General features: G+C 66.8%; 24 protein-coding genes. 9 read left to right on the top strand and 15 right to left on the bottom strand.

Annotated features, from left to right (window positions below; genetic code table 11):
• Window positions 1–26 precede the first annotated feature (26 nt).
• Complete coding sequence (glnA, locus tag ASD42_RS24985; protein ID WP_056821065.1) at window positions 27–1463, top strand: type I glutamate--ammonia ligase; 1437 nt, start codon at window positions 27–29, stop codon at window positions 1461–1463.
• 156 nt (window positions 1464–1619) lie between these two features.
• Here the strand turns inward: glnA and ASD42_RS24980 are convergent, their stop codons facing one another.
• Both ASD42_RS24980 and ASD42_RS35750 read right to left on the bottom strand, forming a co-directional pair.
• Entirely contained in the window at window positions 1620–2879 is a 1260-nt protein-coding gene (locus ASD42_RS24980) for a lipase family protein (RefSeq protein WP_235569819.1), read from the bottom strand.
• Between the two features lie 194 nt (window positions 2880–3073).
• Window positions 3074–3661: a TetR family transcriptional regulator gene (locus ASD42_RS35750; protein WP_056821063.1), complete on the bottom strand. Its 588-nt coding sequence runs from the start codon at window positions 3659–3661 to the stop codon at window positions 3074–3076.
• Between the two features lie 44 nt (window positions 3662–3705).
• On the opposite strand from ASD42_RS35750, the gene ASD42_RS24970 reads away from it, so the two are divergent.
• Window positions 3706–4662 carry an SDR family NAD(P)-dependent oxidoreductase gene (locus tag ASD42_RS24970; protein ID WP_056821060.1) on the top strand — a complete coding sequence of 319 codons (957 nt, stop codon included), beginning with the start codon at window positions 3706–3708 and terminating at the stop codon, window positions 4660–4662.
• 7 nt (window positions 4663–4669) lie between these two features.
• Window positions 4670–6316: a CocE/NonD family hydrolase gene (locus ASD42_RS24965; protein WP_235569818.1), complete on the top strand. Its 1647-nt coding sequence runs from the start codon at window positions 4670–4672 to the stop codon at window positions 6314–6316.
• 52 nt (window positions 6317–6368) lie between these two features.
• Here the strand turns inward: ASD42_RS24965 and ASD42_RS24960 are convergent, their stop codons facing one another.
• The 3 genes from ASD42_RS24960 to ASD42_RS24950 all read right to left on the bottom strand — a co-directional run bounded on the left by ASD42_RS24960 (window position 6369) and on the right by ASD42_RS24950 (window position 9771).
• Window positions 6369–8105 (bottom strand): alpha/beta fold hydrolase, encoded by a 1737-nt coding sequence (locus ASD42_RS24960; protein ID WP_056821058.1) that lies wholly within the window; start codon window positions 8103–8105, stop codon window positions 6369–6371.
• Between the two features lie 70 nt (window positions 8106–8175).
• Window positions 8176–8730 (bottom strand): TetR/AcrR family transcriptional regulator, encoded by a 555-nt coding sequence (locus tag ASD42_RS24955; protein WP_056821056.1) that lies wholly within the window; start codon window positions 8728–8730, stop codon window positions 8176–8178.
• A 90-nt stretch (window positions 8731–8820) separates the two neighbouring features.
• Window positions 8821–9771 (bottom strand): NAD(P)H-dependent flavin oxidoreductase, encoded by a 951-nt coding sequence (locus ASD42_RS24950; protein ID WP_056821784.1) that lies wholly within the window; start codon window positions 9769–9771, stop codon window positions 8821–8823.
• A 108-nt stretch (window positions 9772–9879) separates the two neighbouring features.
• Here ASD42_RS24950 and ASD42_RS34010 point away from each other — a divergent pair, with 108 nt between their 5' ends.
• On the top strand, window positions 9880–10182 hold the full coding sequence (locus ASD42_RS34010; protein ID WP_063006120.1) for a hypothetical protein: 303 nt from the start codon (window positions 9880–9882) through the stop codon (window positions 10180–10182).
• Here the strand turns inward: ASD42_RS34010 and ASD42_RS24945 are convergent.
• The gene (locus ASD42_RS24945) at window positions 10118–10696 is read right to left on the bottom strand and encodes a TetR/AcrR family transcriptional regulator (protein ID WP_056821055.1); all 579 of its coding nucleotides are present in this window, start codon (window positions 10694–10696) and stop codon (window positions 10118–10120) included. The two genes, ASD42_RS34010 and ASD42_RS24945, sit on opposite strands and share 65 nt — an antisense overlap.
• A 99-nt stretch (window positions 10697–10795) precedes the next feature.
• Between ASD42_RS24945 and ASD42_RS24940 the strand changes: the two genes are divergently transcribed.
• Both ASD42_RS24940 and ASD42_RS24935 read left to right on the top strand, forming a co-directional pair.
• Window positions 10796–11464, top strand: coding sequence for a methyltransferase domain-containing protein (locus ASD42_RS24940; RefSeq protein ID WP_235569817.1), 669 nt, complete (start codon window positions 10796–10798; stop codon window positions 11462–11464).
• A gap of 73 nt (window positions 11465–11537) precedes the next feature.
• Complete coding sequence (locus ASD42_RS24935; RefSeq protein WP_056821053.1) at window positions 11538–12179, top strand: HD domain-containing protein; 642 nt, start codon at window positions 11538–11540, stop codon at window positions 12177–12179.
• Between the two features lie 116 nt (window positions 12180–12295).
• Here ASD42_RS24935 and ASD42_RS24930 read toward each other — a convergent pair whose 3' ends face one another.
• The 6 genes from ASD42_RS24930 to ASD42_RS24905 form a co-directional block, all read right to left on the bottom strand.
• On the bottom strand, window positions 12296–13057 hold the full coding sequence (locus ASD42_RS24930) for a copper homeostasis protein CutC (protein WP_056821050.1): 762 nt from the start codon (window positions 13055–13057) through the stop codon (window positions 12296–12298).
• Window position 13058: 1 nt separating this feature from the next.
• A complete protein-coding gene (nagB, locus tag ASD42_RS24925) occupies window positions 13059–13838 on the bottom strand; it encodes a glucosamine-6-phosphate deaminase (protein ID WP_056821047.1) in 780 nt (259 codons plus the stop codon).
• Complete coding sequence (locus tag ASD42_RS24920) at window positions 13838–15004, bottom strand: N-acetylglucosamine-6-phosphate deacetylase (protein ID WP_056821045.1); 1167 nt, start codon at window positions 15002–15004, stop codon at window positions 13838–13840. Before ASD42_RS24920 ends, nagB begins: the two co-directional genes overlap by 1 nt.
• Before the next feature lie 214 nt (window positions 15005–15218).
• Window positions 15219–16883, bottom strand: coding sequence for a phosphoenolpyruvate--protein phosphotransferase (gene ptsP, locus ASD42_RS24915; RefSeq protein WP_056821042.1), 1665 nt, complete (start codon window positions 16881–16883; stop codon window positions 15219–15221).
• Entirely contained in the window at window positions 16883–17146 is a 264-nt protein-coding gene (locus ASD42_RS24910) for an HPr family phosphocarrier protein (protein ID WP_056821040.1), read from the bottom strand. Before ASD42_RS24910 ends, ptsP begins: the two co-directional genes overlap by 1 nt.
• Window positions 17147–17150: 4 nt before the next feature.
• Window positions 17151–18497: a PTS transporter subunit EIIC gene (locus ASD42_RS24905; RefSeq protein WP_056821038.1), complete on the bottom strand. Its 1347-nt coding sequence runs from the start codon at window positions 18495–18497 to the stop codon at window positions 17151–17153.
• Window positions 18498–18725: 228 nt separating this feature from the next.
• Between ASD42_RS24905 and ASD42_RS24900 the strand changes: the two genes are divergently transcribed.
• The 3 genes from ASD42_RS24900 (at window position 18726) to ASD42_RS24885 (ending at window position 20963) form a co-directional block, all read left to right on the top strand.
• Window positions 18726–18956: a glucose PTS transporter subunit EIIB gene (locus ASD42_RS24900; protein ID WP_056821036.1), complete on the top strand. Its 231-nt coding sequence runs from the start codon at window positions 18726–18728 to the stop codon at window positions 18954–18956.
• Window positions 18953–19408 (top strand): PTS sugar transporter subunit IIA, encoded by a 456-nt coding sequence (locus ASD42_RS24895; protein ID WP_056821034.1) that lies wholly within the window; start codon window positions 18953–18955, stop codon window positions 19406–19408. Before ASD42_RS24900 ends, ASD42_RS24895 begins: the two co-directional genes overlap by 4 nt.
• 496 nt (window positions 19409–19904) lie before the next feature.
• Window positions 19905–20963 carry a class I SAM-dependent methyltransferase gene (locus ASD42_RS24885; RefSeq protein WP_056821032.1) on the top strand — a complete coding sequence of 353 codons (1059 nt, stop codon included), beginning with the start codon at window positions 19905–19907 and terminating at the stop codon, window positions 20961–20963.
• On the opposite strand, the gene ASD42_RS24880 is transcribed toward ASD42_RS24885, so the two are convergent.
• The 3 genes from ASD42_RS24880 to ASD42_RS24870 all read right to left on the bottom strand — a co-directional run bounded on the left by ASD42_RS24880 (window position 20945) and on the right by ASD42_RS24870 (window position 25841).
• The gene (locus ASD42_RS24880) at window positions 20945–24235 is read right to left on the bottom strand and encodes a DEAD/DEAH box helicase (RefSeq protein WP_056821030.1); all 3291 of its coding nucleotides are present in this window, start codon (window positions 24233–24235) and stop codon (window positions 20945–20947) included. The genes ASD42_RS24885 and ASD42_RS24880 overlap by 19 nt on opposite strands.
• A 411-nt stretch (window positions 24236–24646) precedes the next feature.
• Window positions 24647–25132: a hypothetical protein gene (locus ASD42_RS35425; protein ID WP_056821028.1), complete on the bottom strand. Its 486-nt coding sequence runs from the start codon at window positions 25130–25132 to the stop codon at window positions 24647–24649.
• 85 nt (window positions 25133–25217) lie between these two features.
• Window positions 25218–25841: a SanA/YdcF family protein gene (locus ASD42_RS24870; protein ID WP_056821026.1), complete on the bottom strand. Its 624-nt coding sequence runs from the start codon at window positions 25839–25841 to the stop codon at window positions 25218–25220.
• Window positions 25842–26317 lie beyond the last annotated feature (476 nt).

Genomic DNA, 26317 nt, shown 5'->3' with positions numbered 1-26317 from the left:
TGGGAACCGATTCGTAAGGAGAGCAAGTGACGTTCAGCACGGCCGAAGAGGTCATCCAGTACATCAAGGAAGAGGACATCGAATACGTCGATATCCGCTTCTCCGACCTGCCCGGCGTCCAGCAGCACTTCTCGATCCCGGCCAAGGCGTTCACCGCTGACCTGGCGGAAGAGGGTCTGGCGTTCGACGGCTCCTCGGTGCGTGGCTTCCAGTCGATCGACGAGTCGGACATGCTCCTGCTCCCCGACTTCAGCACCGCCCGGATCGACCCGTTCCGTGCCGCGAAGACGCTCAACCTGAACTTCTTCGTGCACGACCCGTTCACCCGTGAGGCGTACTCCCGCGACCCGCGCAACATCGCGCGTAAGGCGGAGGAGTACCTGCGTTCGACCGGTATCGCCGACACCGCGTACTTCGGTGCCGAGGCCGAGTTCTACATCTTCGACGGCATTCGCTACGGCTCGCAGATGAACAGCTCGTTCTACGAGATCGAGTCCGTCTCGGGCTCGTGGAACACCGGCAAGGAGTTCAACCCGGACGGCAGCCGCAACCTCGGCTACAAGGTCCGCAACAAGGGCGGCTACTTCCCCGTCGCACCGTACGACCACTACGTCGACCTGCGCGACGAGATCTCGACCAACCTGCAGAACGCGGGCTTCGAGCTCGAGCGCGGGCACCACGAGGTCGGCACCGCCGGTCAGGCCGAGATCAACTACAAGTTCGGCACGCTGCTCTCGGCGGCGGACGACCTGCAGCTGTTCAAGTACATCGTGAAGAACACCGCGTGGAAGGCCGGCAAGTCGGTCACCTTCATGCCGAAGCCCCTCTTCGGTGACAACGGCTCGGGCATGCACGTGCACCAGTCGCTGTGGAAGGACGGCAAGCCGCTGTTCCACGACGAGGCCGGCTACGGTGGCCTCTCGGATCTGGCGCGTCACTACATCGGCGGCATCCTGCACCACGCCCCGTCGCTGCTGGCGTTCACCAACCCGACCGTGAACTCGTACCACCGTCTGGTGCCGGGCTACGAGGCCCCCATCAACCTGGTGTACTCGCAGCGCAACCGCTCGGCTGCCGTGCGTATCCCGGTGACCGGCAACAACCCGAAGGCCAAGCGCATCGAGTTCCGCGCGCCTGACTCCTCGGGCAACCCGTACCTGGCCTTCGCCGCCATGATGATGGCGGGCCTGGACGGCATCAAGAACAAGATCGAGCCGATGGCCCCCGTCGACAAGGACCTCTACGAGCTCCCGCCGGAGGAGGCCAAGAACATCCCCCAGGCCCCCACCAGCCTGGCCACGGTCATCGATCGCCTCGAGGCGGACCACGACTACCTCACCGAGGGCAACGTCTTCACGCCTGACCTCATCGAGACCTGGATCAACATCAAGCGCGAGCACGAGATCGCCCCGGTCAACCTGCGCCCGCACCCGTACGAGTTCGAGCTCTACTACGACGTGTGATCCTGACCTGTGGGAACGGGCCTGATCGGCCCGTTCCGTACGCAGTGGGTATGCAGTAAACGGTGTCGAGTCCACCCGCCCCGTGATCACAGAACGCGATCACGCGGCGGGTGGACTCGTCTGTATCCGGGCACAGATGCCCGGCGAGGTAGCGCGCTATGAACCACCGAGCGACATGGACGTCACCGTGCGCGTCGGGCAACCGTCCGGCGCGGGCTGCCCTGCCAGACGCTCATCGATCCAACGCAGGACCGCGGGAGTCGCGCTGATCGCGAGACTGACGTGCTCGCTCAATTGGTCCCGCGTATAGGTGATTCGGGCCCCCGATGCGCACCACTGTGCCACCGCCCTGTCGGGCCCCGCGATGGTGACGATCTCGTCGTGCACGGCGTTGTAGAGGAACAGCGGCGCGGTCTGCGACGAGGGGCTGAAGTCCAACTCGGCCAACGACTCTTGTATCTGCTCGATGAGTTGCGAAAAAGGGATCGTCAGGTAGTCGTCCATGCGCAGGAACGCGTGCTGAGCCACGTTCGGCGTCACGCATTTGCTGTCCCCGGCGGCCATCAGCGCTTGCCCGGCAGGCGTCAGGTATTTGTCGAAGGCCGCCGCCAGACGTGGATCGGCGCGCAGCATGCCCGGCAGGAGCGACGGCAGGAAACCGGAGAACGGACCGGCATCGAGCGTCCCCATGTAACTGCCGATGGGCGCTGTCCCTCCACCCATGGCGACGCCGACCAGTCGTATTTCGGGAGCGTAGGTCGGCTGCACGTGCGCGACCCAGCTGGTGCCGTACGCTCCGCCGGAGTAGCCCATCGCGGCAACCGGAGTATCGGTGCCGGACAGGCCGAGCGGCGCGAATCCCTGGGCCGCGCGCACTCCGTCGAGCGCGGCGTAACCCGGCTGTCTCGGGGCGAACAGCGTCCCCTTCGGCCCCTCCCAGTCGGGTACGGAAATCGCATGACCGGACGACAACATCTGCTCGATCTGAATGAGATCCAACGAGGAGTCGTACTTGTCCGGCGCTCCTTGCCGGAGCACGTAGGAGGGTGCGCACTGTGGGGCCGAGGCATCCGTGGCAGCCTGATAGGTGATCAATCCTTTGACCTGACCGGTTCGCGGGCGCAGCACCGTCGTCACGGTCGCCATGGGTCGGCCGTCGGTATCGGTCGTTCGATACAGCAACTGCCAGGCGTCGGCGTCCTGCGCCTGTGGCGTCAGCGAGGCCACCTCGACGGGTCGCGAATTCAGGATGGCGCCCGGTACCTGCGAGTCCCAGCCCGACGGCGGGGTGTAGAACGGGTCGTTCTGCGGAGTGGTCAGCGGATCCGCACTACCGACCGCCGTGGGAGTACCGGTCAAGCACAGCACGGCCGAAACTGCGATCAGAACCGAGCGCAGCTGACCGCGCTTGACCACTGAACGCCTTGCACCACAGGCTGATACGACACTGCCCACCATTCGGACTTCCCTCCCTGGAGGGGACCGCTCCGAATCCCCCTGAAGGCAGCCAGATTACATCCCCTGATCCGGATGAATGCCCGAACCGACGACGAAGTTGGTCCCTCGATCAGTTCGCCCGCAGCGAGCGATCTGGCCGGGTTGGTGGCGCGTCACGTGCGTCGGGGAACGGATTCGGCCAACGCCGCGCGGGCATCGATCAGGTGTCGGTCGAGGTCGCCGCCTTCGTGGAGCCAGACTCGGTACGCGGAGAAGAAGCACGCCATCCCGATCTTCGCCCACAGGGCAGGCCGCACGTCGCTGTCGACAGCGACGCCCAGTTGGCGGGCCAGGTGGTGTTCGATGAGCTTTTCCACGGCGGCCTGTTTGGCCAGGTCGCGGGCCTGTAGCGCCGGCGTGCTGGTGATCAGGGCGTCGCGGGTGCGCGCCTGGGCGAGTTGTTCGCCGCCGAATCTGCTGATCAGTGGGGTGATGACGACGGCGAGGGTGGTTTCGGGGTGTTCGCCTTCGGGGCGTTCGGCGAGGAGTCGGGCCAGGTCGGCGCGCAGGTCATCGTCTTCGGGGAAGACCAGCTCTTCTTTGCTGGTGAAGTAGCGGTGCAGGGTGCGGGTGCCGACTTCCGCAGCTGCCGCGATCTCGGCGACGGTGACGCCGTCGAAGCCACGTTCGGCGAACAGGCGGAACGCGGTGTCGACGATGGACTGCCTGGTCCGTTCCCGTTTGAGTTCCCGCAGCGACATCGAGACAGTGTCGCACGACAGCCATATATGGCAGACTGTGCCATATGACATCAAGTGACAGAACATTCGTCGTCACCGGCGGCACGAGCGGGCTCGGCTACGAATGCGCCAGGATCCTCGCGCTCGACCCGCTCAACACGGTGGTGATCACCGGTCGCGACGCGACTCGAACTCGGGAGCTGGCCGCGACGATCGGTGCGCACGGTATGGCGCTCGACCTGTCCTCGCGATCGTCGGTCGGCGCGTTCGTCGCCGAACTCGTCTCCGCCGACCTGCCACCGCTGGCCGGCCTGGTGTGCAACGCGGGCGTGCAGTTCACTCGTCGGACCCTCACCGCAGACGGTATGGAAGCGACCTTCGCCACCAATCACCTCGGCCATCTCGGCCTCATCCTCGATCTGCTCGACCACTTCACCGCACCGGCGCGAATTCTCCTGGTGTCCTCGGGAACCCATGACCCCGACCAGTTCACCGGGATGCCGCACCCACTGCACGCCACAGCACACGAATTGGCCTACCCGCCGCCGCCGACCGAATCCGCACAGCGCGACGCTCGTCGCCGCTACACCACCTCGAAGCTGGCGAACCTGCGAACCGCCTACCACCTCGCTCGCGAGTTGGCCCCGCGTGACATCACGGTGAACGCGTTCGACCCAGGTCTGATGCCTGGAACCGGATTGGCCAGAGACGCGGGCGCTTTCCAGCGGCTGGCCTGGAAGACGATCGCCCGCGCCCTCGTCGTACTCCCCGGTGTCCGCACGCCGCAAGGATCCGGCGCGGACCTCGTATGGCTGGCCGCGGCGCCGGCCCGCGAGGGGATCACTGGTCAATATCTGGTGCGGCGTACACCGGTCCGATCCTCTGCGGCGTCCTATGACGAACCTGAGCAGCGGGCGCTGTATCGAGACAGCCTGGAGTTGCTCACCGAGTTGGATGCGGGTGACCCGGGCGACACGCCCCGGATAATCGGGGCTGGACGGCGAGGCGACGACCGGCAATAGTCCGGGGGTGCGATTGGGTGTTGTGGTGGCGCGGGCGGTGGCCGGAGTGGCGTTGGTGCTCGGGATGGCAGCGCCGGTCACGGCCGAGCCGGTGAATGTGGCGTTCACGTGGACGCAGGAGTATTTCACCGCGCCGGACGGGACTCGGCTGCACGCTGATGTCCTTCGGCCGCCGGGTGTGGCGGCTGACGCGCGGACTCCGGTGTTGTTGACGGCGAGTCCGTACCGGGCCCATCTGGCCTACCTGTCCCAGCCTAGGCCCGGTGGTGGGCCGTCGACCGATAACCTGCCGGTCGAGTGGGCGCTGCGGGCCGGATACACGTATGTGATCGTCGATCTGCGCGGGTTCGGTGGGTCCAACGGATGCCCGGATTTCGGTGGCCCGGGGGAGCGGTCGGATGTGGCGGCGGCGGTGGAGTGGGCGGCGAGCAGGCCGTGGTCGACGGGTCGGGTCGGTGTGGTCGGGACGTCCTACGAGGGGTGGACCGGGATGATGGCGCTGGCCGCGAAGCCGAAGGGGCTGGCCGCGGTGGCGGCGTTCGAGCCGGTGGTCGATCCGTACTCGTACCTCTACATGCAGGGCACTGCGTGGAAATTCGGTGGAAAACCGTTGACCGAGGACGGGATTCGCCCCGCCGACACCGCGGGCGCGGAACACCTGGCCATCGCTTCGACCCCGGGCCACCCCGACGACGGCGACGAGTACAAAGCCAATGCGATCCAGATGACCCAGGACTGCGCCGCCCGCTACCTCGCCCTCACCACCGACCACAACGCCGCCAACCCGGACTGGCGCGAGCGCGACATGGTCGAGGCCGTCCGCGGCAACACCACCCCGATGTTCCTCGGCCAGAGCTTCCTCGACTCCAACACCCGAGCCGACCGCATCATCGAGGCATGGGAAGCCAGAGGCCCCGGCGAACATCGCGCCTGGTTCGGCCAATGGGGCCACTCGGACTGCCGGGAAAAGTGCGGCACACCCCAATTCGGCTCGGAGCTCTACGCATTCCTGGACAAACACGTGGCGGGCGCCGATGTGGAGGTGCCGGGTCCTCCGGTGACCGTCGGCCAGTTCGACGGCGGTTGGCGCGGTGAAACCGTGTGGCCGCCTACGGATTCCCGGCGGGCGTCGGTCGCCTTGCGCACCGGGAACTACAACGATCGTGGTCTGTTGCCCGGCGCGGACCGGGAAATCTGGTCGATCTCGGCGCCGGTCACCGAGCCCGTTCATCTGGCGGGCCGGGCCACTGCTGCGCTGACCCTCTCCGGCCCGCCCGAAGCGACTGTCGCACTGGAGCTTTACGACATCGCCCCCGACGGCCGTGCCACGGTCATCACCCGTGGCATCGCCCCGGTCCGCCCCGAATCCGAGATCCGGTTGCTCTGGCAGGACGCCCGCCTGGCCACCGGCCACCGCCTCGGCGTCCGGATCACCAACGCGGTCGACGACGTGTGGTCGCACACGCCGACGAACGCGACCGTCACCGTCGCCTCCGCCCGCCTGGACCTGCCCTTGCTCACCACCCCGCGCGAGCTGGACCTGCCCGGCGGCGTCCCCATTTGGCACGCGCGGTGGCGAACCGAGGAGACCATCGCACTTCCGCCGGAGATGGTGAACGACCCCGCACTTCGCGTCGAACTCGGTGCCGAGTGAGTGTGATCCGCGCGGTGGCACGGCCGAGTCTCCACGGATGCGGTCATCCTGGCTAACGGTTCATCGTCGGGCTGTTCTCCACGTATCGCGGTGCGGCGCTGGCATCTTCGCCTCGCACGACACGCGCGACCAGATCAGGATGGGTCAGCTGCGGGTAGTGCCCGGTGCCGACGATCGTGGTGACCGGCCGATCGGTCGGCTCGATCAGCGGATCGTCCGCACCCACGATGATGTCGACCGGAACCGTGACCCGCGCAAGCTTGGCGGCGAGCTCGTCTCGCGAGGAACCCGCGGCGCGCAAGGCCGCGAAGGTCCGCTGGGCGACGCCGGGCCGCCGCAGATTCGCCACAGCGGAGGCGACGGCGGGTCCATCCGGAATGCTCAGTCGCGCAGCCAATGTCGCAGGAGACATCCGCTTGACGACCTCGGCGGCGATGGGCGAACCCGTGAGCCAGGAGGCGGGCTGTTGCAGAAATGCGGGGGCGATGAGCACGAGTCGTGACACCCGATCGGGATGGCGAAGCGCGAATTCGATGGCGGGCCAGGTACCGAACGAATGACCCACGATGACCGGTCGAGTCCGCACCGGCGCCATCAGCTCCGCCATCCAGTCACCGGTCGACTGCGAAGTAGCCGCCGAACGGCCCAGCCCGGGCAGATCGGCCGCCAGTACCGGTCCATCCAATTCGCGCACTACCTCGGCCCACGAATCACTGTCGACCGGAATGCCGTGCAGTAGCACATATTCCGGCTCGACCTGCTCGCCTACCACCCACGTACCGTCGCGGAATCCGGATTCGGGCGCGGGTGTGACGGTGCCGTTGCGACTGGCGACGATCCCGTCGGCGTAGGTGCGCAGCAGTTCGCCGACCGGCGGATGAGCGACGCCGAGCCGTCGCGCGACGATATCGCTGTCGCCGGTGTCGTAGCGGTCGCTGCTGATGAAGGACAGCGCTTCGGGATCGGCATGGGTCACCGCCCGTGGCAGTCGCCGGACCAGCGCGGTCGGCAACGTGAAGCGCGGTGCGGCGACGTGCAGATGATCGGCGACGAGCCGAATCAGTTCGGGCAGTGCGGGAGTCGCGGCATCCAGCAGCGGATAGGACTTGCCGACCGTATCGGGTTGCGTGGGCAGCCCGACCATGAACCGGGCCACGTAGTCGAGATCGACGACCGGGACGAAGGTATCGGCGGAGCCCGGCAGTGCGGGCAGACGACCCTGCCAGAGATTGTCGATGATGTCGGAGAGCCCGAAATACTGGCCGGGTCCGAGGACTCCGGAGGGATTCGCCATGGTCAGCGGGATGTCACGGTCGGCCGCGATGCGCCGCAGCAGCAGATCGGCCTCGACTTTCGACGCCTCGTACGCGCCGTTGCCGTAGTCCTGCTCGCCGCCGTCCTCGGCGGCGCGATAGCCGGTGATGTGCACGACGCGCCGCAGATCCGGTTGCCGTGCGGCCCATTCCAGTACGTGCACCGCCCCGTCGAGATTGACCCGACGCGCCACCTCCGCATCCAGCCCGAACTTCATCAACGCGGCCGCGTTGTACACATCGCGCACCCCGTCGATCGTGTCGCCCAGCGCGAGATCCGGTTCGGCGATATCGGTGGTGGTGATGGTCAATCCGGCCGTGTCGACACTCTGCGTGTCGAGCCAGGTCCGCAGCCGATCCTGACTGCCCGCACGCACCGCGGCGGCGACGGTGTGCCCGGTTCGCAGCAGCTCGGCGACCAACGAGCGGCCGATGAATCCGGCGGCGCCGAAAACAATCGAGTCGGGGTGTGCCATGGTGTCCTACTTTCAGTAGACCGATTTACATATTTTGGAGACGTAAGTCCGGAGTGGAGGCGGGAGGAGTTCAGACCAGAATGTCGATGGTGTCGGCGAGGTGTCGCAGCGGTTGGCGTGAGCGGTGGGTGCGTGCGAGCACCAGTCCGCCTTCGATCAGGGCGAGCGCGACCGTGGTGATCCGTTCGGGCTCGGGATGACCGAATCCGATCAATCGTTCCCGGATCGCCTCTTCCCAGAGTCGATATGTCGCTGAACAAGCCTGCTGCACGGCGTCATTGGTAGACGCGGTGTCCAGGGCGACAGCCGCCACGGGGCAACCGATGGTCCAGTCCGATGCTTCCAGCTGATCGCCCAGCAGGTTCATCATCTTGCGCGCGAAATCTCGTGCGTCCGTCGCCTCGATCGTGCGGATGATCCCCGCGATGTCGCTACCGCTCTCGGCAAGCGCCGCGGCCACCAATTCGTCCTTGCCGCCGGGGAAGTGGAAGTACAGGGACCCGCGCGGCGCCCCGCTCTCCTGCACGATCTGATTGAGCCCGGCGCCGAAGTAACCATGCGACTCGATCAGCGACCGCGTCGCCCTGATCAACTTGCACCGGGTTTCGGCTCCCTTTTTACCCACCCGCTAAAACTAGACCGATCTATATATTTTTGCAACCGTGGCGAACCTCGGCGTCGGTTGGTTTGTCGCAACCAGCGGGCGCCGAGTCGACTACGTGTGGCGTGATGCCAGAAGTTCGGCCGCGTCCCCGCACAGTCTGTCGATGACAGTGGCGGCAGGTTCGATATGGGTTACCAAGCCGACGCTCTGGCCCGCGTCCACGGGCGCGAGCTTGGGATCGTCGACCGCGATCGCCGCGCGAAGGCGTTCGGCGTCGGGTAGGTCGTCGGCGTCGGGTCGGACCCACGGGTCGGTGAACTCGTTGCGCAAGACACGCGCCGGATAGATCGGCGGCCAGGGCAGATCGAGCGCCTCGTCGAAAGCGGTGGTGACGGTGGTGCTGCTGGAGTCCGCGGCGAGCATCGCCAGGCGGGCGGATTCGGGCAGCAGTGATTCCTCGGCGGCGGCCAGGCAGGTCCCGAGCCACGCTCCTGCCGCTCCCGCTGCGAGCACGGCGGCGAGCGTGCGCCCGGAGCCGATACCCCCGGCGGCCAGGACCGGCACGGTAGCGATCTCGAGAACTGCGTCGAGCAACGGCAGCAGGCCGAGTCGGTCGGCGCCGTGACCGCCGCCTTCGCTACCGCGCGCCACGAGAACGTCGATGCCCGCATCCTGAGCCCGGTGCGCGCCGGGGGCGTCGTACACCTGGGTGACGGTAAGGATGCCCGCGTCCTGTACCTGCGGCACCCAGGCGAAATCGGTGCCGAAACTGACCGAGATCAGCCGTGGACGTGCGGCGATCGCGGCTTCGAGCAGGCCGGTTTCGCGGGCGCGGACCCAGTCGACGAGCCCGATCCCGTCCGGCGTACCCGCGATGGCCACCTCGCGCCGCAACGCCGCGACCGACCCCGCGCTGCCCATCCCGATCATCCCGAGCCCACCCGCCGCGCTGACCGCCGCCGCGAGCCGTCCCCCCGCGGCGCCACCCATCGGCGCGTTCACGACCGGCACGCGCAGACCCAACGATCGAGACCACGGTGTCGACAATGACTGCTCTGACATCGGTGCACCTTTCGCCATGGCTGTGACACTCATCATCATGGCAGCCGACGGCGGATCCTCGAGGCGCGTATCTTCGACGGCACTGCTGAACGACGAGACGGGGATGCGATGACGATCAGAGATCGCCTCGAACAGATGGTGGTGGAGCCGCCGATGGTCTTCGGCGAGCCGATCGACACGGCCGACGGCACGACCATCATCACCGTCTCGCGCGGGAGTGGTGTCCTGCGCCACGCCCGTCCGGTCGGGTTGTTCGTCGTCCACGAGGGACGTGTGCACTGGACGCCCGCGATGGACACCAATCGCATCGCTCAATTGGGTGAGTGGATCGGCCTGCTCGCCGCGGTCATTGCGGCACTGGCGATTCTGCGCCGCCCGCCGTGGCCGGATCTGGGCCGCCGGACCCACTGAGCCCGTAGAGCGCGAGCGTCTCGAATCGCTGCCATGCCTGCGCGGGTGGTGTCGGCGCGCTCGGTTCGATCACTGTGCCGAGCACGCCGATCAACCCACACGACACGAACGCGATCGTGCCCGCGGGCTGCTCGCCGAGGAGCTCACCGACCAGTTCGGTGACGCATTGCTGGTAGGCGCGCACAACGGTGGCGGTCGCTTTCGGCCCGATCAGCGGGCCGTACACCTCGGGATACTGCGCGGCGAGATGGAACATCACGCGCAGCGGCAGGAGCGGGGAACCCGGCGTGGTGGTGCGGACGATCTCGCGACGCAGGAATTCGGTGCAGCTCACCAGCAGCAGGTCGTCCTTGTCGCGATAGTGCGCGTAGAACGTGGACCGCCCGACGTCGGCGCGAGCGATGATGTCGCTCACGGTCACCTTGTCGTAGCCGCGCTCGATCATCAGCTCGATCAACGCCTTGTGCAGTGTGTCCCTGGTGCGTCGAACCCGGCGATCAGGGCGCTCGGCCATCGCTTCCTCCTGCACGGTTTCCCCGGATCTGTTCGATAACGGACACCTCCGGCGATTCTGCTCCTGGTGACGCGCGCGGCGGCGTCCGACCATGAACTCATGTCCCGAAATCAGCTTCTCACCCCCATGTTCGTCGACGACGCCGACACGGGCCTCGTCATCGCAGGCCTGCGTCGCTACAACCTGTTCACCTCGGTGTTCTTCCTCGGCAGACACCGTCGGCTGCTCGCCGAATTCGTCACGCGCTCCGGTGCGTACCCGGGTGCTCGCGCACTCGATATCGGTTGTGGTCCCGGCAAACTCGTCCGAGCGCTTGGCGACGCGGTCGGACCGAGCGGCGCTGCCGTCGGCGTCGACCCCTCGGCCACCGCGGTCGCCGACAACAGCGACAGGGATCGTGCCACCCACCATCGGTACGTGGTCGGCCCGGCGCAGTCGCTGCCCCTACCCGATGCCGAATTCGACGTAGTTATCTGCACTTTCGTCATGCACCACATCCCCGAGTCACACCGTGACGCCGCGATCGCCGAGATGTGGCGGGTGTTGCGACCGGGCGGACGACTCCTGCTCGCCGACGCGTCACCATCACCCCGCATGCGGAAAGTGCTCTCGCTGTTCCTCGGCCGCGGCGGCGATCCGTTCGCCGACGCCGATATCCGCCACTACACCGGCCAGGTCGAGGCGGTCGGCTTCACCGATCTCAGCTACACCCAGAGCCGCGATCAGACGGGCATCCTGACCGCGCTGAAGCCGGTCGCCCACCACTGATCTCGGCACCTTGTCGGTGCCCTCGGTTAGGGTCGATCTCGACACGATCACCAATCGAGCACGGGGGTGCGGCATGGAGTTCGATCAGCGCGAAATCGAAGCACGGGAGTTCGCCATCGCGGCACACAGCGATCAGCGCTATGGCGAGCATCCCTACGTCACCCATCTCGCGGCCGTTCGTGGTGTCCTCGACGATTTCGGTTACGGCGGTGAACTCGGCCTCGCCGCCTGGCTCCACGACGTCGTCGAAGACACTCCGATCACGGCCGAGGACGTCGAATCGCGTTTCGGTCGTGAGGTTCTCGACCTGGTCTGGGCGGTCACCGGCATCGGCCCCGACCGCAAGGCGCGAAACCAGAACGCCTACACCAAGATCGCCGCACACCCGAGGGCCGTGATCCTCAAACTCGCCGACCGCACCGCCAATGCCGAGGCCAGTCCGCTCGCCAGCAGCTGGATGGGCATGTACCGGACCGAGCACCCCACCTTCAAGGCCCACCTCGGCGAACTCCTCGCCGACGACCCCACCGTGGCCCGCATGTGGGAACGCCTCGACCGTCGCCTCGACCCCTCCGTGGTCCCGCCCACCGATCAGTGGGCCGAGATCGACCAGCTCGTTGCGGCCGGCGAACACGAGAAGGCCGTCGCGGCCGTTCAAGCGGCCTTCGACTGCAATCCCGGCGAAGCGGAGTTGATCCTCGCCGAGCGCGCCTGAAACGCGTCGCTGACGGCGTGGCGGGCGCCGCAGTGGTTCGGGCAGATGTCGACCGCGATTGTGGCCTGCGGAATCCGAACTCCTGCTGGCCCTTCTGGTCGTCGCGTGCGGGTGGTTCAGCAGCCTGAATCAGGTCGGGGATTCGGGGTAGTCGGCCGGTCTACAGCGAGTAGCTGACGAGCAGCGGCGACTGCGAGCTCTTCGTCCAGTTGTTCGTGGCCGGTCTTGCCGCCCCCGCCGGGTCCGCCGTCGTCAGCGATGACACGTCGGGCCGACAGGTGGATCCCGTCGACGCCGGTCCGAAGCAGTGCCGGGATGTCGCCGACGGCGATTCCGCCACCCGCCATGATCTGGATCCGCCCTGCGGCGTGATCGACCAGTGCGGCGAGTCCGTCGAGGCCCTCGGCGCAGGTGGCTGCCCCGCCGGACGTGAGCACCCTGGTCATGCCTTCGGTGATGAGCGTGTCCAGCGCCGCCTCGCGGTCGCGGATCTGATCTATCCCACGATGAAAGGTCAGCTCTATGTCGTCGACATCGACACCATCGAGAACACGGCGTAGACCCTCGTCATCGACCTGGTGGGCGGGGGTGAGCGCACCGATCACCAGACCGGACGCGCCGGCCGAAACCGCCGCGCGCGCATCAGCGTTCATCACCGCGAGTTCAGCAGCGTCGGAGTACACGAAACCGCCGGCCCGGCACCGGATCAACACGTGGACGGGAACCCCGGTTCCCACCACCGCCTCGATCGTCCCGATACTCGGCGTCAGCCCACCCGTACCGCCCAGCGCCGCACACAATTCCACCCGATCCGCCCCGGCGCGGCGAGCGCCGAGCGCACCCGCCACGTCCTGCACCGCGAACTCGAGCGCGGTCACGTCAGAACGACTGCCAGGCGGGCTTGTTCGCCAGCGCGTACTTGTAGTAGTCCGCCAATTTCAACTTGCTCGCCGCGGCTTCGTCGATCACCACGGTGACATGGCGATGCCACTGCATGACCGAAGCCGGGCAGAATGCCGACAACGGCCCTTCGGCGGCGGCGGCGATCGCATCGGCCTTGCCCGCGCCGAGCGCGATCATCACCAGATGTCCGGCCTCGTTGATGGTGCCGAGACCCTGGGTGAGCACGTGATGCGGCACATCCTCCGGTCCGTCGAAAAAGCGCGCGTTGTCCTGACGGGTCTGCTCGGTGAGCGTCTTCACCCGCGTGCGCGAGGTCAACGCCGACCCGGGTTCGTTGAACCCGATATGCCCGTCGGTACCGATGCCGAGCAGCTGCACGTCGACCCCACCCGCCGCGGCGATGGCCGCGTCATACCGTCGGCCTTCCCCCGCGACGTCGCCTGCCTCGCCGTTCGGGCTCAGCACCCGGGCGGGATCGAGGTTCACATGGTCGACGAACTCCGACCGGATCACCGAGAAGTACGACTGCGGATGATCTTTCGGCAGCCCCACGTATTCGTCGAGCAGGAAGGCGCTCGCGGTCGTGAAGTCCAGCTCACCCTCGCGATAGCGGCGTGCGAGCTCCTGATAGCTCCCCAGCGGCGACGACCCGGTAGCCAACCCGAGGATCGCGTTGCCGCCTGTCACATAGCCGCCGACGATATCGGCGACCGTGCTCGCCACCTCGTTCTCATCAGCCCGGATCACGATTTCCATCAGATTCCTTCCGTTCCGGCGACGAAGACCCGCCGCGGCCGCAATGACTGGTCGGTGACAAGGATGTCGGCACGTGCGCCGACTATGAGACTGCCGTGTTCGCCCTCGAGGCCGAGGACGCGAGCAGGGGTGCGTGTCGCGGAGATGACCGCGTCCGACAGCGGTATGCCCACATCGAGGACGGTCCAGCGCAGCACATCGATGAGTCGTGCCGTGCCGCCCGCGATCGCCCCGGGTGAACCGTCGTCGGTGGCGAGCCGGGCGACACCGTCGTGCACCTGAACATCGAGGGCGCCCAGCCGGTAGTCACCGTCGCTCATCCCCGCCGCCGCCATCGCGTCGGACACCAGCGCGATCTGATCCGGCCCGACGGTATCGAACACCATCGCCACCGTCTCGGATGCCAAATGCACACCGTCCGCGATCAATTCGACCACCATCTCGCCCCGCCCGGCCGCGGCCAGGCAGGCGGCGACGGGACCGGGGGAGCGGTGGTGCAGTGCGGGCATCCCGTTGAACAGGTGGGTAGCGGTGATCGGCCCGCCACGTGCATCGGCGATGCGCGCCACGGTGGTCGCGGCATCGGCATCGGTATGCCCGAGGCTCGGCAGCACATCGTGACGGCGCATCGCGGCGAGCAGCTCATCGAAATGCGCGGTCTCGGGAGCCAATGTCATCGACCGCACGGTGCCGCGCGCCGCCGCGTAGATCCGCTCGAACAGCGCGGGGTCGCCGGGAATGATCGCCGCGGGATCCTGTGCCCCACAACGGCTCGCATTGATGAACGGCCCCTCGAGATGCACCCCGAGCAACGCCCCGTCCTCGACGAGATCAGCCAGAATCGCCGCCTGCGCGACCAACACGTCCGGTTGATCCGACACCAGGCTCCCCATCAACCCGGTAGTGCCCTGACCTCGATGATGCGCCGCCGCGACCCGAGCACCCCGCGCATCAGCATTCGGAAAACCGAACCCGGCGCCACCGTGGCAGTGCAGGTCGATCAACCCAGGAAGCACAAGCTCATTGCTCGGTGCCGGAAGTTGCTCGGGGTCAGGATGATTCGCGACAGGGCCGACCCAGGTGATCCGATTGTCATCGAATTCGACGATCCCGTCCGCGATCTCACCCTCGGCCGTTCCTACGAGTCGACCGCGCAGAACCCCCATTACAACCAACCCTTCCGGCCACGCCTGACACCGGAGCGGCTGGCAGCTCCCGAGCGCCAGGAGGAGGTGGACGCGAAACCGACCACCGGAAACGCACGCTCGGTCCGCACGACAATGGCCGACAGAGGGGTGGCCCCCACCGTCTTCGACGACCGACGACGGAAGCCACACCGTGGTCCGACCGACGGCCGGACCCCACACACAACAACCGTTTTCACGACCGCCCGATGATCGCCGCAACAACCTCACGCGCCACCTGCGGATTCCGTGCCGCACACGCCGCATCCGCCGCGTCCTGGCACCGCTGCATATCCACCGCGGCCAGCGCCGCCCGCACGGAGGGCAAAGCGGGCACCGACATCGACAAACTCGTCACCCCGAGCCCCACCAGCACCGGCGCCAACGTCGGATCCGACGCCGCCTCACCACACACCCCGACCGACTTACCCGCAGCCGCACCGGCAGCACCGACCATAGCGATCAGATCGAGCACCGCGGGCTGCCACGGATCGAGCAGCTGTGCGAGCCCGCCCGCCATCCGGTCGACCGCACACGTGTACTGGCTCAGGTCGTTCGTCCCGATGCTCACGAAGTCGAGATGCGCGAGCAGATCGGCGGCGCGCAACGCGGCCGCCGGGATCTCGATCATCGCCCCGACCTTCGTCAACCCGGATTCCCGTGCCAGCGCGGCGAATCCGGCAGCCTCGTCCGCGGTGGCGACCATCGGCGCCATCACCCACAGGTCGGCCCCGGTCGCCTTGCCCGCGCGGGCAAGCGCCGTGAGTTGCGTGGCAAGCGTCTCCGGGAACACCGTGCCGATCCGCAGCCCGCGCACACCGAGCGCCGGATTCTCCTCGCTACCGAGATCGAGAAACGGCAGCGGCTTGTCCGACCCGGCATCGAGAGTCCGCACCACCACGCGCCGTCCGGCGAACTGTTCGAGAACCGCAGTGTAGGAAGCGGTCTGCTCGTCCAGCGACGGCGCGGACGCCTTCCCGAGATACATGAACTCGGTGCGGAAGAGCCCCACGCCCTCACTGTCGACCGGGCCCGCCTTCACCGCGTCATCGACGGTGCCGATATTCACCAGCAGCTGCACCGGCGTCCCGTCAGCGGTGTGTCCCGGCCCGCTGGCCGCCGCGATCCGCGCCTTGTCCGCGGCGGCCTGCTCGACAGCGGCCCGCTGATGCTCAGGACTGGGATCGATCACGACCTCGCCGGTCGTGCCGTCGAGCAGCACCGGCACACCCTCGACGAGCCGATCGGTGTCGGGACAGCTCACCACCGCGGGCAAGGCGAGCGACTTCGCGAGAATGGCGGTATGGCTGGTCGGCCCGCCCTCGGTGGTGAGCAACCCGACCACATCACTGTCGCCCAGCATTGCCGTATCGGCAGGTGCGAGATCCCGCGCGACCAGCACGAACGGATACCCCGGCTCCGGAATACCCGGCATCGGCAGCCCGAGCAGCACCGCGACAGTGCGTCCGCCGATATCGCGCAGATCGGTCGCCCGCTCCGCCATGTACCCGCCGAGCGCTTCCAGCTTCGCGCAGAATCCCTCGAACGCCAGGTGCACCGCGTGTGCCGTCGGCATTCCGGCCTCGAGTTCCTTCTGCGTGGCGGCGACGATGCCGGGATCACGGGCCATCGTCGCCGACATCGAAAGGATCTCCGCCGCAACACCGGTCACCCGCGCGGCCCGCGCGGCCATCTCGTCGGAGACGCGACCGAGCGCGTCCTCGACCCGTGCCAGCTCCTCGGCGGGCGAGCCGCCGACAGGATCGTGCGCCGAGGTCTCGAACTGCGATCCGAACCGCAACCACGGTGCGCACACCACGCCCGGACTCACACCGAGCCCACGGATCACCTGTTCCGGCATCAGGCGGCGTCCAGGTCCGAGGCGATGAGTTCGGCCAACTGGTCCAAGACCGCGTCGGCACCCTCGGCGTGCAGGGTCACCTCGGCCCCGTGGTCGGCGCCCAGTGTCATCACCGCGAGCACGCTGGCCGCGTCGACCGGCTCGCCACCTCCCACCGAAATCCGCACCGGCACCCCCGTGGCCTGCACGGCCCTGGTGAGTTTCGCGGCGGGCCGCGCGTGCAGCCCCACCTCGGATCCGACGATGACGGTGCGGGTGCTCATGGCCTCACTCACCTTCCAGTTTCTTGTCCAACTTCGATTCGACTTCGGCGACCGATGGCGCATCGGTTCGAGTATCGCCCGTGGCGGTCAGCGCGGCCTGCGCCTCGACCGCGGCCGTGTCGGGCACGCCGGCCTCGACGTCGGTTTCCGACTCGCGACCGGGGGTCCGCAGGTTCCACTTCTTGATCACGAAGCTGAACAGCGCGTAGTAGATCACCGCGTAGCCGAGCCCGATCGGGATCAGCAGCCACGCGTCGGTCGCCTTGCCGAAATTCAGCAGGTAGTCGATCGCGCCGGCGGAGAACGTGAATCCGTCATGGATGCCGAGCGCGTTCACCAGCGCCATCGACGTGCCCGTCAAGATCGCGTGCACCACATACAGTGGCCACGCCACGAACATGAACGAGAACTCCAGCGGCTCGGTGATACCGGTGACGAACGCGGTCAGACCGGTCGACAGCATGATGCCGCCCACCAGCTTCTTCTGCGACGGCCTCGCATTGCGCCAAATGGCAAGCGCGGCAGCGGGAAGCGCGAACATCATGATCGGGAAGAAGCCCGTCATGAACGTGCCCGCGGTCGGATCACCGGCGAAGAAGCGGTTGAGGTCGCCGCGCACGACCTGGCCGGAGGCATCGTTGTAATCGCCGACGAGGAACCAGACCGTGGAGTTCAGGATGTGGTGCAGACCGGTCGGGATGAGCAGTCGGTTGGCCGTGCCGTAGATGCCGCCACCGACGACCGCGTTGTCCGCGACGGCCTCACCCACCCAGGTGAGCGCGGAGTTGAACGCCGGGTACAGAAACGCCATGCCGACGCCGACGATCAGGCCGGTGAACGCCGTCAGGATCGGGACCAGCCGCCTGCCGTTGAAGAAGCCGAGGAAATCGGGCAGCTTCGTGCGATAGAACCGCTGCCACAGGATCGCCGACAGCAGACCCATCACGATGCCGGCGAGGACGCCGTAGTTGATCAGCGCCTGCGCGCCCTTGGGGTCGGTCTTTCCCGCGAGCACGATCGGTGACATCGCGTCGAAGACGCCGTTGATCACCATGTAACCGACCACCGCGGCCAGCGCCGTCGACCCGTCGGACTTCTTGGCCCAGCCGATCGCGATACCGACGGCGAAGATCAGTGGCAGCCAGGTGAACACGGCCTGCCCGGCTGCCGAGATGACCGAGGCGGTGCTCTCCAGCGCGGAGAAGCGGCCGAGGAGATCGTCCTGGCCGATGCGCAGCAGGATGCCCGCTGCGGGGAGCACCGCGATCGGCAGCATGAGGCTGCGACCGAGGCGCTGCAATCCCGCGAACACCTTCGATTCTTGTTTGGGTGTGTCGGTAACGGCAGTCATGTCGACCTTCTTCGTGCCGGCTTCCCGGCGGTCTCGGCGAGGGAGGAGCGGCTTGCCTGCCGATCCGGGTTAACTGTTGTGAACCGGTGTACCTGACGGGTACTGTCCGGTCATAACCAGTTGCCAGTTTGACCAGGTGGAGGTCGGATGTCAACCGCTGAATATGACGTGGCGCACATTCGAGGCTCCCATACTGGTACCGGCAACCACCGTGGAAAGGGAGAACACATGTCCAAAGCGGAAGCGATCGTTGCGGGCCTCGGCGGCGCCGACAACATCGTCGAGATCGAGGCCTGTATCACCCGGTTGCGCACCGAGGTGAAGGACGGAAGCAAGGTCGACGAGGCCGCGCTCAAGGCCGCGGGCGCTCACGGTGTGCTCAAGTCGGGCTCGGTCGTGCAGGTCGTCGTCGGCCCCGAAGCCGACACCTTGGCCGACGACATCGAGGACATCCTGTGAGCATCCCGGTCCTCGCCCCGCTCCCCGGCACGGTCGTTGCCCTGTCCGAGGTCCCCGATCAGGTCTTCGCCGAACAAATCGTCGGCTCCGGCGTCGCCCTCGACCCCGACCGCACCCGCGGCCCCCTGATGGTGACGGCCCCCATCGCAGGCAAGATCCTCAAACTCCACCCCCACGCCTTCGTCATCCTCGGCCAAGGCGTCGGCGTCCTGGTCCACCTGGGCATCGACACGGTGAAACTCGAGGGCGAAGGCTTCGACCTCCTCGCTACCGAAGGCGACACGGTAGAAGCAGGCGCCCCCATCGTCACCTTCGACCCGACGAAAACCGCCGCCACCGGCTACTCGATCATCTGCCCCGTCGTAGTCATGGACTCAGCGAAGAACTCCGTCCACACCGACACCATCGGCACCACTGTGGAAGCCGGAGCCCTTCTGTTCGATTCGCCGTAGGGTGCATGGCTGTACACCGGCGAATCAGCTAGGTTCACACCCCAATCCGTTACCGTCGCGGTCGAGCCCGTACTCATCGGGCCCGATCACGCGAACGGGCCCGGTGTACACCGGCCCATCGCCGACACCCTCGCAGTCCACGTCGCTGACGATCGGGACGCAAGGTTCATAGGACGAGTGACAGTCGCGATCCGGTGCTGCACGGAACTGGCTCGATTCACTGTTGCGAAGTACGTCGGTGATCGGTTCAGTGGTGGCTGACGGCGACATCGCGATGGCGATAGCTACGGCAGCGCAACTGGCTGATCCGAGTAATTGCACTGTTCTCATAACTGATCCGATCATTAGAAGCTCATCGATCATTGTCTCGCTAACCTCCCGCAACGGATAGGTTGGAGATCGAATCGTTGGGCGGGTGAACCGTTGGTCTCGGCGGCGCGTAGTCCGTACCAGCGGGTCGATGCCGATTCGTGTCGCATCAACAGGAGGACGACCGGTGAGTGGAGCGGATCAGACCAGTGAGCAGTTCGCCGACCGGTTGTTCGGTGCCGCGCTCGGGGCGATCGACATTCTCGCGGTGCATCTCGGGGATCGGCTCGGCTGGTATCGGGCGTTGGCCGAGGGTGGTCCCGCGGATGCGGGTGAGCTGATCGCGCGGGCGGGTGGGGATCGCCGGTATGCGCAGGAGTGGCTCGAGCAGCAGGCGGCGACCGAGATTCTGACGGTGACCGCGGACGGGCGGTTCGCGCTGCCCGCCGGCGCTGCGGAAGTTCTCACCGACCCGACCAGTCTCAATTATCTTGCGCCACTTGCTCGTATGCTGGCGGGCGCCGCCGCCCAGATGCCCGCGCTCGTGCGCGCCTACCGCGACGGCGGTGGTGTCGGCTGGTCCGAATACGGCGCTGACATGCGCGAATCCCAGTCCGACATGAACCGGCCCTGGTTCGAACAACGTCTCGCCACCGATCTGGCGGGGGTTCCCGACATCCACGCGCTGCTTTCGCGCCCGAATGCCAAGGCGGCCGACATCGGCTCCGGCGGCGGCTGGTCCGCGATCGCCCTTGCCCGCGCCTACCCCGAGCTGGCGGTCGACGGCTACGACATCGACCAACCCTCGGTGCGGATGGCCACCGACAACGCCGCCGAGCTCGGCAACCGCGTCCGCTTCCACCACGCCGACGCCGCCACCGACCTCCCCGGATCCACCTACGACGCGCTGTTCGCCTTCGAATGCCTGCACGACATGCCGCACCCCGTCGAGGTGCTGACCTCGATGCGCAAAGCCCTGCGTCCAGGAGGTTCGGTGATCATCATGGATGAGGCCGTCGCCCCGGAATTCACCGCACCCGCGAGCGATATCGACCGCCTGATGTACGGGTTCAGCCTGCTGGTCTGCCTGCCCGACGGCATGGCACATCCCGGCTCGGCAGGTACCGGCACAGTGATGCGCTCGGCGAAGCTGGGGGAGTATGCAGAGAAGGCCGGTTTCACCGCCGTGGACGTGCTCCCGATCGAGGACTTCGGATTCTGGCGCTTCTACCGGCTCACGGTCTGATCGACCAACTGCTCGGTCTCGACCGTCCAGCGCCTGGCGAGGTCGTCGAAATACCGCTGGCTGCTCCACAATCGGTAGTTGCCGATCACGTAGACCCGCCGCCGTGCCCGCGACACCGCCGTATTGAGCACATTCGGATTCGTCGCCGCCCACCGTCGCGATCCGCCCGCGGCAGGCGATGTCCCCAGGATCAGCACCACGACCTCGGCCGAACTGCCGTGCATCGCGTGGACAGTACTCACCTGCCGCTGCGCGAACTCCGCACCGAGCACCTCACGGGCGACCTCCTGCGCGCCACCGGCGACGTCACGGAACGGGCTGACCACCCGGATATCGGCCGCGGCCACCCCGTCCTCGGTCAACCGCGCGAGCAGCGCGGCGAGCGCTTCACCCTCACCGGGAATCCAATTACCCTCGGCGCGTACGGATCTGACATCGATCCACCGATCGTGCCCGGGGAATTCCGGCCGATCCGGGGTGGCGAACACCAGCAGATCATCGCCATAGGCAATGTGATGGGTGAGTTCGAAAATCGGCCGATCGCTGCGCCGATGGACCCGCAACGGCGTACCGACCCACACCGGCGCGACCGAATCCGAGGGCATCAGCCACGTTCCGAACCGCGCCCCACGATCAGCCGCCTGGCGCGCCGATGCCTGGTCCGGCATCCACTCCGCATCGAGTCCGTACTGCTGCACCAACGCTTCCTGCGCCGAAGTAGGCAGCACGCCAACAGGTCCCAGTGAACGATAATCACCGACGATCACCGCACGCCGAGCCCGCCACAACCCGCCGGCCACCGACTGCGGCGCAGCCTGCCCGGCATCGTCGACGAACAACCATCCGAGCGCCTCGGGACCGAGCCCGGCGAACAGTCGAGGCAGCGCGGTGAAGGTCGTCGTGATCATCGGTACCGCGAAGAACAGCGTCTGCCACGCCGCCGCGACGGTTTCCGGTTTCGGCGCGACCGCGAGCTCACCACGGATCAACGCGATGGCGACGATCAGATTGTCGCGAATCCGGGGCGCCGCGTTGAGCAGGAACGCGCGATGCAACTTCAACGCCGACAGGAACAACTCGCGCCGCGCGCTCGCGTACTGTTCGTCCGCCCAGGGATTGCACAGCTGGAACTGCTCGTCGTCACCCGCGACATCACCGAACGGGATAGTGCGCGCCCAGTTCTCGCGCCCACGCTCGATGATGTCCAGCGCCGCCGCCCGCCGCTCGGTCAACTCGACGTGCTCGCGAATGAGCGTGCGGCCGTTCTCGGCCGCCCCCGCCCACTGTTCGCGCGTGTATTCGACTTCGGTCTGGCGTCGCCGCATCTCCGCCTCGGCGATATGTCGTTCGCGCAGCAACTCATTGCTGCGCGCACTCCATCGCCGCCCCGCTCGGAAACCGGTCGACAGCGATGCCACGAACCCGGGCTTGCGCCCACCGTGCTCGGTGAGGAACTTGCCTGCCCGATGATGGGCGGCTTGCGCGGCCCGCAGATGTTCGGTCGCCAGCTGATGACGCTCTCGCCAATGCGCGTGTGCGTCATCGGCATTGGTGATCTCGACCGCCGTCGACTGCAACCCCGTGTTCATCGTGGGCAAGTCGGCAACCGCATCGGCGACGTTCTGCCGGTCTTGCGCGAGCCTGCGCACCTCGGCCCGACGCGTGGTGAAGTCGCGCACCGCGGTCGACCAATCCGGAATCGAATCCGGGTCGGCCTCGGCCTGTTTGAGGATGTCGAGCATCCCACCGTTCGGTGCCCCGGTCTTCCGCTCGGCGGCGAACCGATCTCCGAACCAGAACTGTTCGGCGAATGTTCGTCGCGTTCCGCCCAGTGCCGCGGCGACCAATCCCCACGCGGGTGCACCGCCGACGAGTTCGGCCAGGTCGGTGAAGTGATTGAGCTCGCCGTCGATCGCGCCACGATGCTGGACCTCGGCGACCACATCGGCCGCGGTGGCATCGCTGCCCGTCGCGAGCACCACTTCGAACCCGGTCACGCTGTTCGCCAACCGGTGCGCGCCCACCGTGTAGTTCTTCGCCACCTGGACCTGCTCGGTGACCCCCGCGAACACCGCCATCGGATCGTCGAATGCCGCCAGCTGCGCGGCCCGCTCGACCAGAATCCCGGCCAGCAGGTCTCGCAGCATCGTTGTCGTTCCGGTTCCGGGAGCGCCGTGCACGGCGAAAATCCCGGCACCATCACGTAATTCAGACAGCGCGCGGTCGACCGCGAACTGCTGACCCGACACCAGCGGGTCACCCGGCCAGCGACCGTCCGGAACGAGCTGGGGGAGTAGTCCTTCGACCACTGCGTCCTGTCGTCGACGCACATCGATCCGGTCGTCGACAGCCAGCCCTTCCGCCGCCATGAGGTAGCTCCGCAGCGCCGCGCCGATATCGCCGCGTTCCACCGCCTTCGCGAGTTCGGCCAGATCGGGACCCAGCCCGCTGTTCAGCCGATCCTCGGCGGCATCGCTATCGGCGTCACGCGCCGCGACCTGGACGCACGCCACCCGCACGCCACCGGCCCGCAATTCCGATCGAATACCCAGCGCGGCACACAGTTCGCCGGTGAATATTTGCAGGTCGCGCCCGGTCAACCGGGGCGCCTCGGCGATATCCTCGTCGTCGGCGGTGGCGAACCGTTCGGCGAAGGCCAACGCCGACATCCCGGCGAGCCCGGGCGAGATGACTCCATCCGCCCCCGCCGCCATCACCGAAGCCGCCACACCACGGCCTGCCACATCCAGCGCACGCCACCGCGGCGCCGGACCCATCTGTTCGTTGTCGGACTGGGCGTCTCGCGTGAGCGTGTCGAGCGCGGCAGTGAATGCCGCCGAGTCGTGGTCGAACCCGTCGGCCCAGCCGACATCGTCGGGCCCCGGCGCTCGCAGCCGATTCACGGCCCACGCCAACCCCGACAGGGTCGCCGAGCCCCCGACAACCACCCCGCTGTCGGTGAGCGTCACCGCGAAAGCCGCTGTGGTCCCGGCCCGTCGGGCGTCGGCCTCGAGCTGATCCTCGCCGAAAGTGCGCACCAGCGATTCCCGCGCGCGCCCCAGCTGGAACAACCCGCCGTACACGACGAACTGCCACACCCGCCCGGTTTTCAACGGGGGCAGGGCGGCAAGGTTTTCCCACGGCGCGCGTTCATCCGCCGCGAGATCGACCACCAGTCCGTCGGTCTCGGCGTCCGGTACAAGTTGTGGACCGAACAACTCCACGGTCTGCCAGAAACGCACGAGCCGCGCCGCGTGCTCGGAACCGCCCACGATGCACCCCAATCCGGTCGGCGATCATTGCAGACAACCCCGATCACGGTACGCGATCAGGATTCCGCTGGCACGCCACCCCGACGGTCGCGTCGGTCGTGGCGAGACCATCGATGCTGGTCCTACCGTTGCGGCAAGCACCCCGCCGCCCGCAGCACGGTGATGTCGATGACGATGTTCTCCTTCGGTTCCGATTCCGCCACAGCAGAACCCGCCCCAACAACCGTCCCGGCTATCACGGCCACCGTGATCCCAGCTGCCTTGACGATTCCCGTCCGTGCTCCTCGATCAGCGCCGTCCACACCGACGAACAAGGTTGACCGCCCTGAGCCCCCGGAAGCTTCTACCGCCCGTTCGGAAAACCCTTTGACCCGTGTACCTTCGGCCGCGCACGCTGGAATAATGGACGACTTAGCCCACGCCGCAGACCTGTTCGTGCTCGGTGAGCTCAACGGTGCAGACCTGTCCATGGCCGCTGCCGAGGCACTCGCGCGTGGATTCGAGAGTCCGGCATTGGTCGAGCTCGCCTGCCTTCACCGAACGGACTGCGGTGGAGCCCCCGAACTCTTCCGCACCGCCATGGCCGAACTGGACGTCGTGACCGACTGGCGGGCGAGGGAAGTAGATGTCCGGCTCAGGCTGGCCCGAGATCACGCGACAGCTCTGCTGGCCGACGAGGGCGCGTCGGCCTCCCACCTGGGTGAGATCACAGTGCAACTCATGGAGCTCGCTGGATACCCGGATCCGCCCGCACCGGAATTGGAAGACCTCGCCAGAGAGTTCGAGGTGCTGTCCGAGTACCTGGAGTTCGTCGACCCGGCAATGATCCGAGAGCAGATTCGACAGGGGTGCCGCAACCTCCTGGCGGGCCCGCCTTACGCGCTGGTGAACGCGCACATAGTCACTGCGCCTCCCGGGCAGCAGCCGGCACGACCTGCGAGATGGCGCCGATTGGTCGCCTCTCTGCGGTCGAGGCGCGCGATCAGCGCAGAATCATCTCCACCACGGCCTTCGGTGCTGCAAGCCATTCACGAACGTTGTTGCGTACCTCGGTGATCTGCCTGCACTCGCAATAGGCCACCACCCCGTCGGCCTCGATCCCCGCTGCCCGGCACAACGCCACCGCACGGGGGAGATGCTGATACTGGCTCACGATGATCGCCCGATCGATGCCGAACATCGACCTGGCCCGCTCACAGGTCTCCCGTGTGGAGAGCCCAGCACGATCTGACCGGACAATGGCCGGATCGATACCGTGGTCGAGTAGATAGCGCGTCATCGACGCGATCTCGTCGCCCGACGAGCCGCCGGCATCCCCGGACAGCAGAATCTCCGCGGCCTTGCCCGCCTCGACCAACTCGATCGCCACATCGAGACGTCCCCGTAAGTAGGCCATCGGAGTTCCGTCCGGCGCGACCTTGGCACCCGGGATGATCACGACAGGTGCACCGGTCGCGGCTGCCACATCACTTCTATGGCCGGACGACAAAGTCCACATAGCGATGTTCGCCCCAGCCGTCACCAACACCAGGCCACCCGCCACGACAAGTCCGGCCTTCGCGATGCGACGCAACCGCCGACGCGTCCCGCTATGTTCCTCCGCCATGCGCACTTTCATACATGAACACTGCGAAAATATCCCCTGACTAGGGGATTTGACATTGCAATTGTCGGCACGTAACTTTATTCGAGTCAGAGCGACACGGACACCGACTCAGCCGCCCAGCGGCCGGGACACGAGGTAGTACGATGAGCGCCTGACTGATTGCGTGTTCAGTGCAACTCGGATCGGATTTGCTTCCGACTGGTTGTCTGAGCTAAGTTTGAACCCTTGCCTNTTGTCGGCACGTAACTTTATTCGAGTCAGAGCGACACGGACACCGACTCAGCCGCCCAGCGGCCGGGACACGAGGTAGTACGATGAGCGCCTGACTGATTGCGTGTTCAGTACAACTCGGATCGGATTTGCTTCCGGCTGGTTGTCTGAGCTAAGTTTGAACCCTTGCCTCACCGAAACCCCGACGACATGTTGTTGGTAGAAGTGTGTGCGTGTGTTCTTTGAGAACTCAATAGTGTGTCGAT

The organism is Nocardia sp. Root136 (assembly GCF_001427185.1).
GTDB classification, from domain to species: domain Bacteria; phylum Actinomycetota; class Actinomycetes; order Mycobacteriales; family Mycobacteriaceae; genus Nocardia; species Nocardia salmonicida.
This window is presented reverse-complemented; position numbering and strand designations above follow the sequence as displayed.

What these genes read in the sequence shown, in the direction of transcription:
- ASD42_RS24900 (WP_056821036.1), top strand. Translation starts at nt 18,726, where the DNA reads ATGTCCAAAGCGGAAGCGATCGTTGCGGGCCTCGGCGGCGCCGACAAC.
- ASD42_RS24970 (WP_056821060.1), top strand. Translation starts at nt 3,706, where the DNA reads ATGACATCAAGTGACAGAACATTCGTCGTCACCGGCGGCACGAGCGGG.
- ASD42_RS24910 (WP_056821040.1), bottom strand. Translation starts at nt 17,146, where the DNA reads ATGAGCACCCGCACCGTCATCGTCGGATCCGAGGTGGGGCTGCACGCG.
- ASD42_RS24905 (WP_056821038.1), bottom strand. Translation starts at nt 18,497, where the DNA reads ATGACTGCCGTTACCGACACACCCAAACAAGAATCGAAGGTGTTCGCG.
- ASD42_RS34010 (WP_063006120.1), top strand. Translation starts at nt 9,880, where the DNA reads ATGACGATCAGAGATCGCCTCGAACAGATGGTGGTGGAGCCGCCGATG.
- ptsP (WP_056821042.1), bottom strand. Translation starts at nt 16,883, where the DNA reads ATGCCGGAACAGGTGATCCGTGGGCTCGGTGTGAGTCCGGGCGTGGTG.
- ASD42_RS24920 (WP_056821045.1), bottom strand. Translation starts at nt 15,004, where the DNA reads ATGGGGGTTCTGCGCGGTCGACTCGTAGGAACGGCCGAGGGTGAGATC.
- ASD42_RS24870 (WP_056821026.1), bottom strand. Translation starts at nt 25,841, where the DNA reads ATGGCGGAGGAACATAGCGGGACGCGTCGGCGGTTGCGTCGCATCGCG.
- ASD42_RS24950 (WP_056821784.1), bottom strand. Translation starts at nt 9,771, where the DNA reads ATGTCAGAGCAGTCATTGTCGACACCGTGGTCTCGATCGTTGGGTCTG.
- ASD42_RS24960 (WP_056821058.1), bottom strand. Translation starts at nt 8,105, where the DNA reads ATGGCACACCCCGACTCGATTGTTTTCGGCGCCGCCGGATTCATCGGC.
- nagB (WP_056821047.1), bottom strand. Translation starts at nt 13,838, where the DNA reads ATGGAAATCGTGATCCGGGCTGATGAGAACGAGGTGGCGAGCACGGTC.
- ASD42_RS24935 (WP_056821053.1), top strand. Translation starts at nt 11,538, where the DNA reads ATGGAGTTCGATCAGCGCGAAATCGAAGCACGGGAGTTCGCCATCGCG.
- ASD42_RS24940 (WP_235569817.1), top strand. Translation starts at nt 10,796, where the DNA reads ATGTCCCGAAATCAGCTTCTCACCCCCATGTTCGTCGACGACGCCGAC.
- ASD42_RS35750 (WP_056821063.1), bottom strand. Translation starts at nt 3,661, where the DNA reads ATGTCGCTGCGGGAACTCAAACGGGAACGGACCAGGCAGTCCATCGTC.
- ASD42_RS24945 (WP_056821055.1), bottom strand. Translation starts at nt 10,696, where the DNA reads ATGGCCGAGCGCCCTGATCGCCGGGTTCGACGCACCAGGGACACACTG.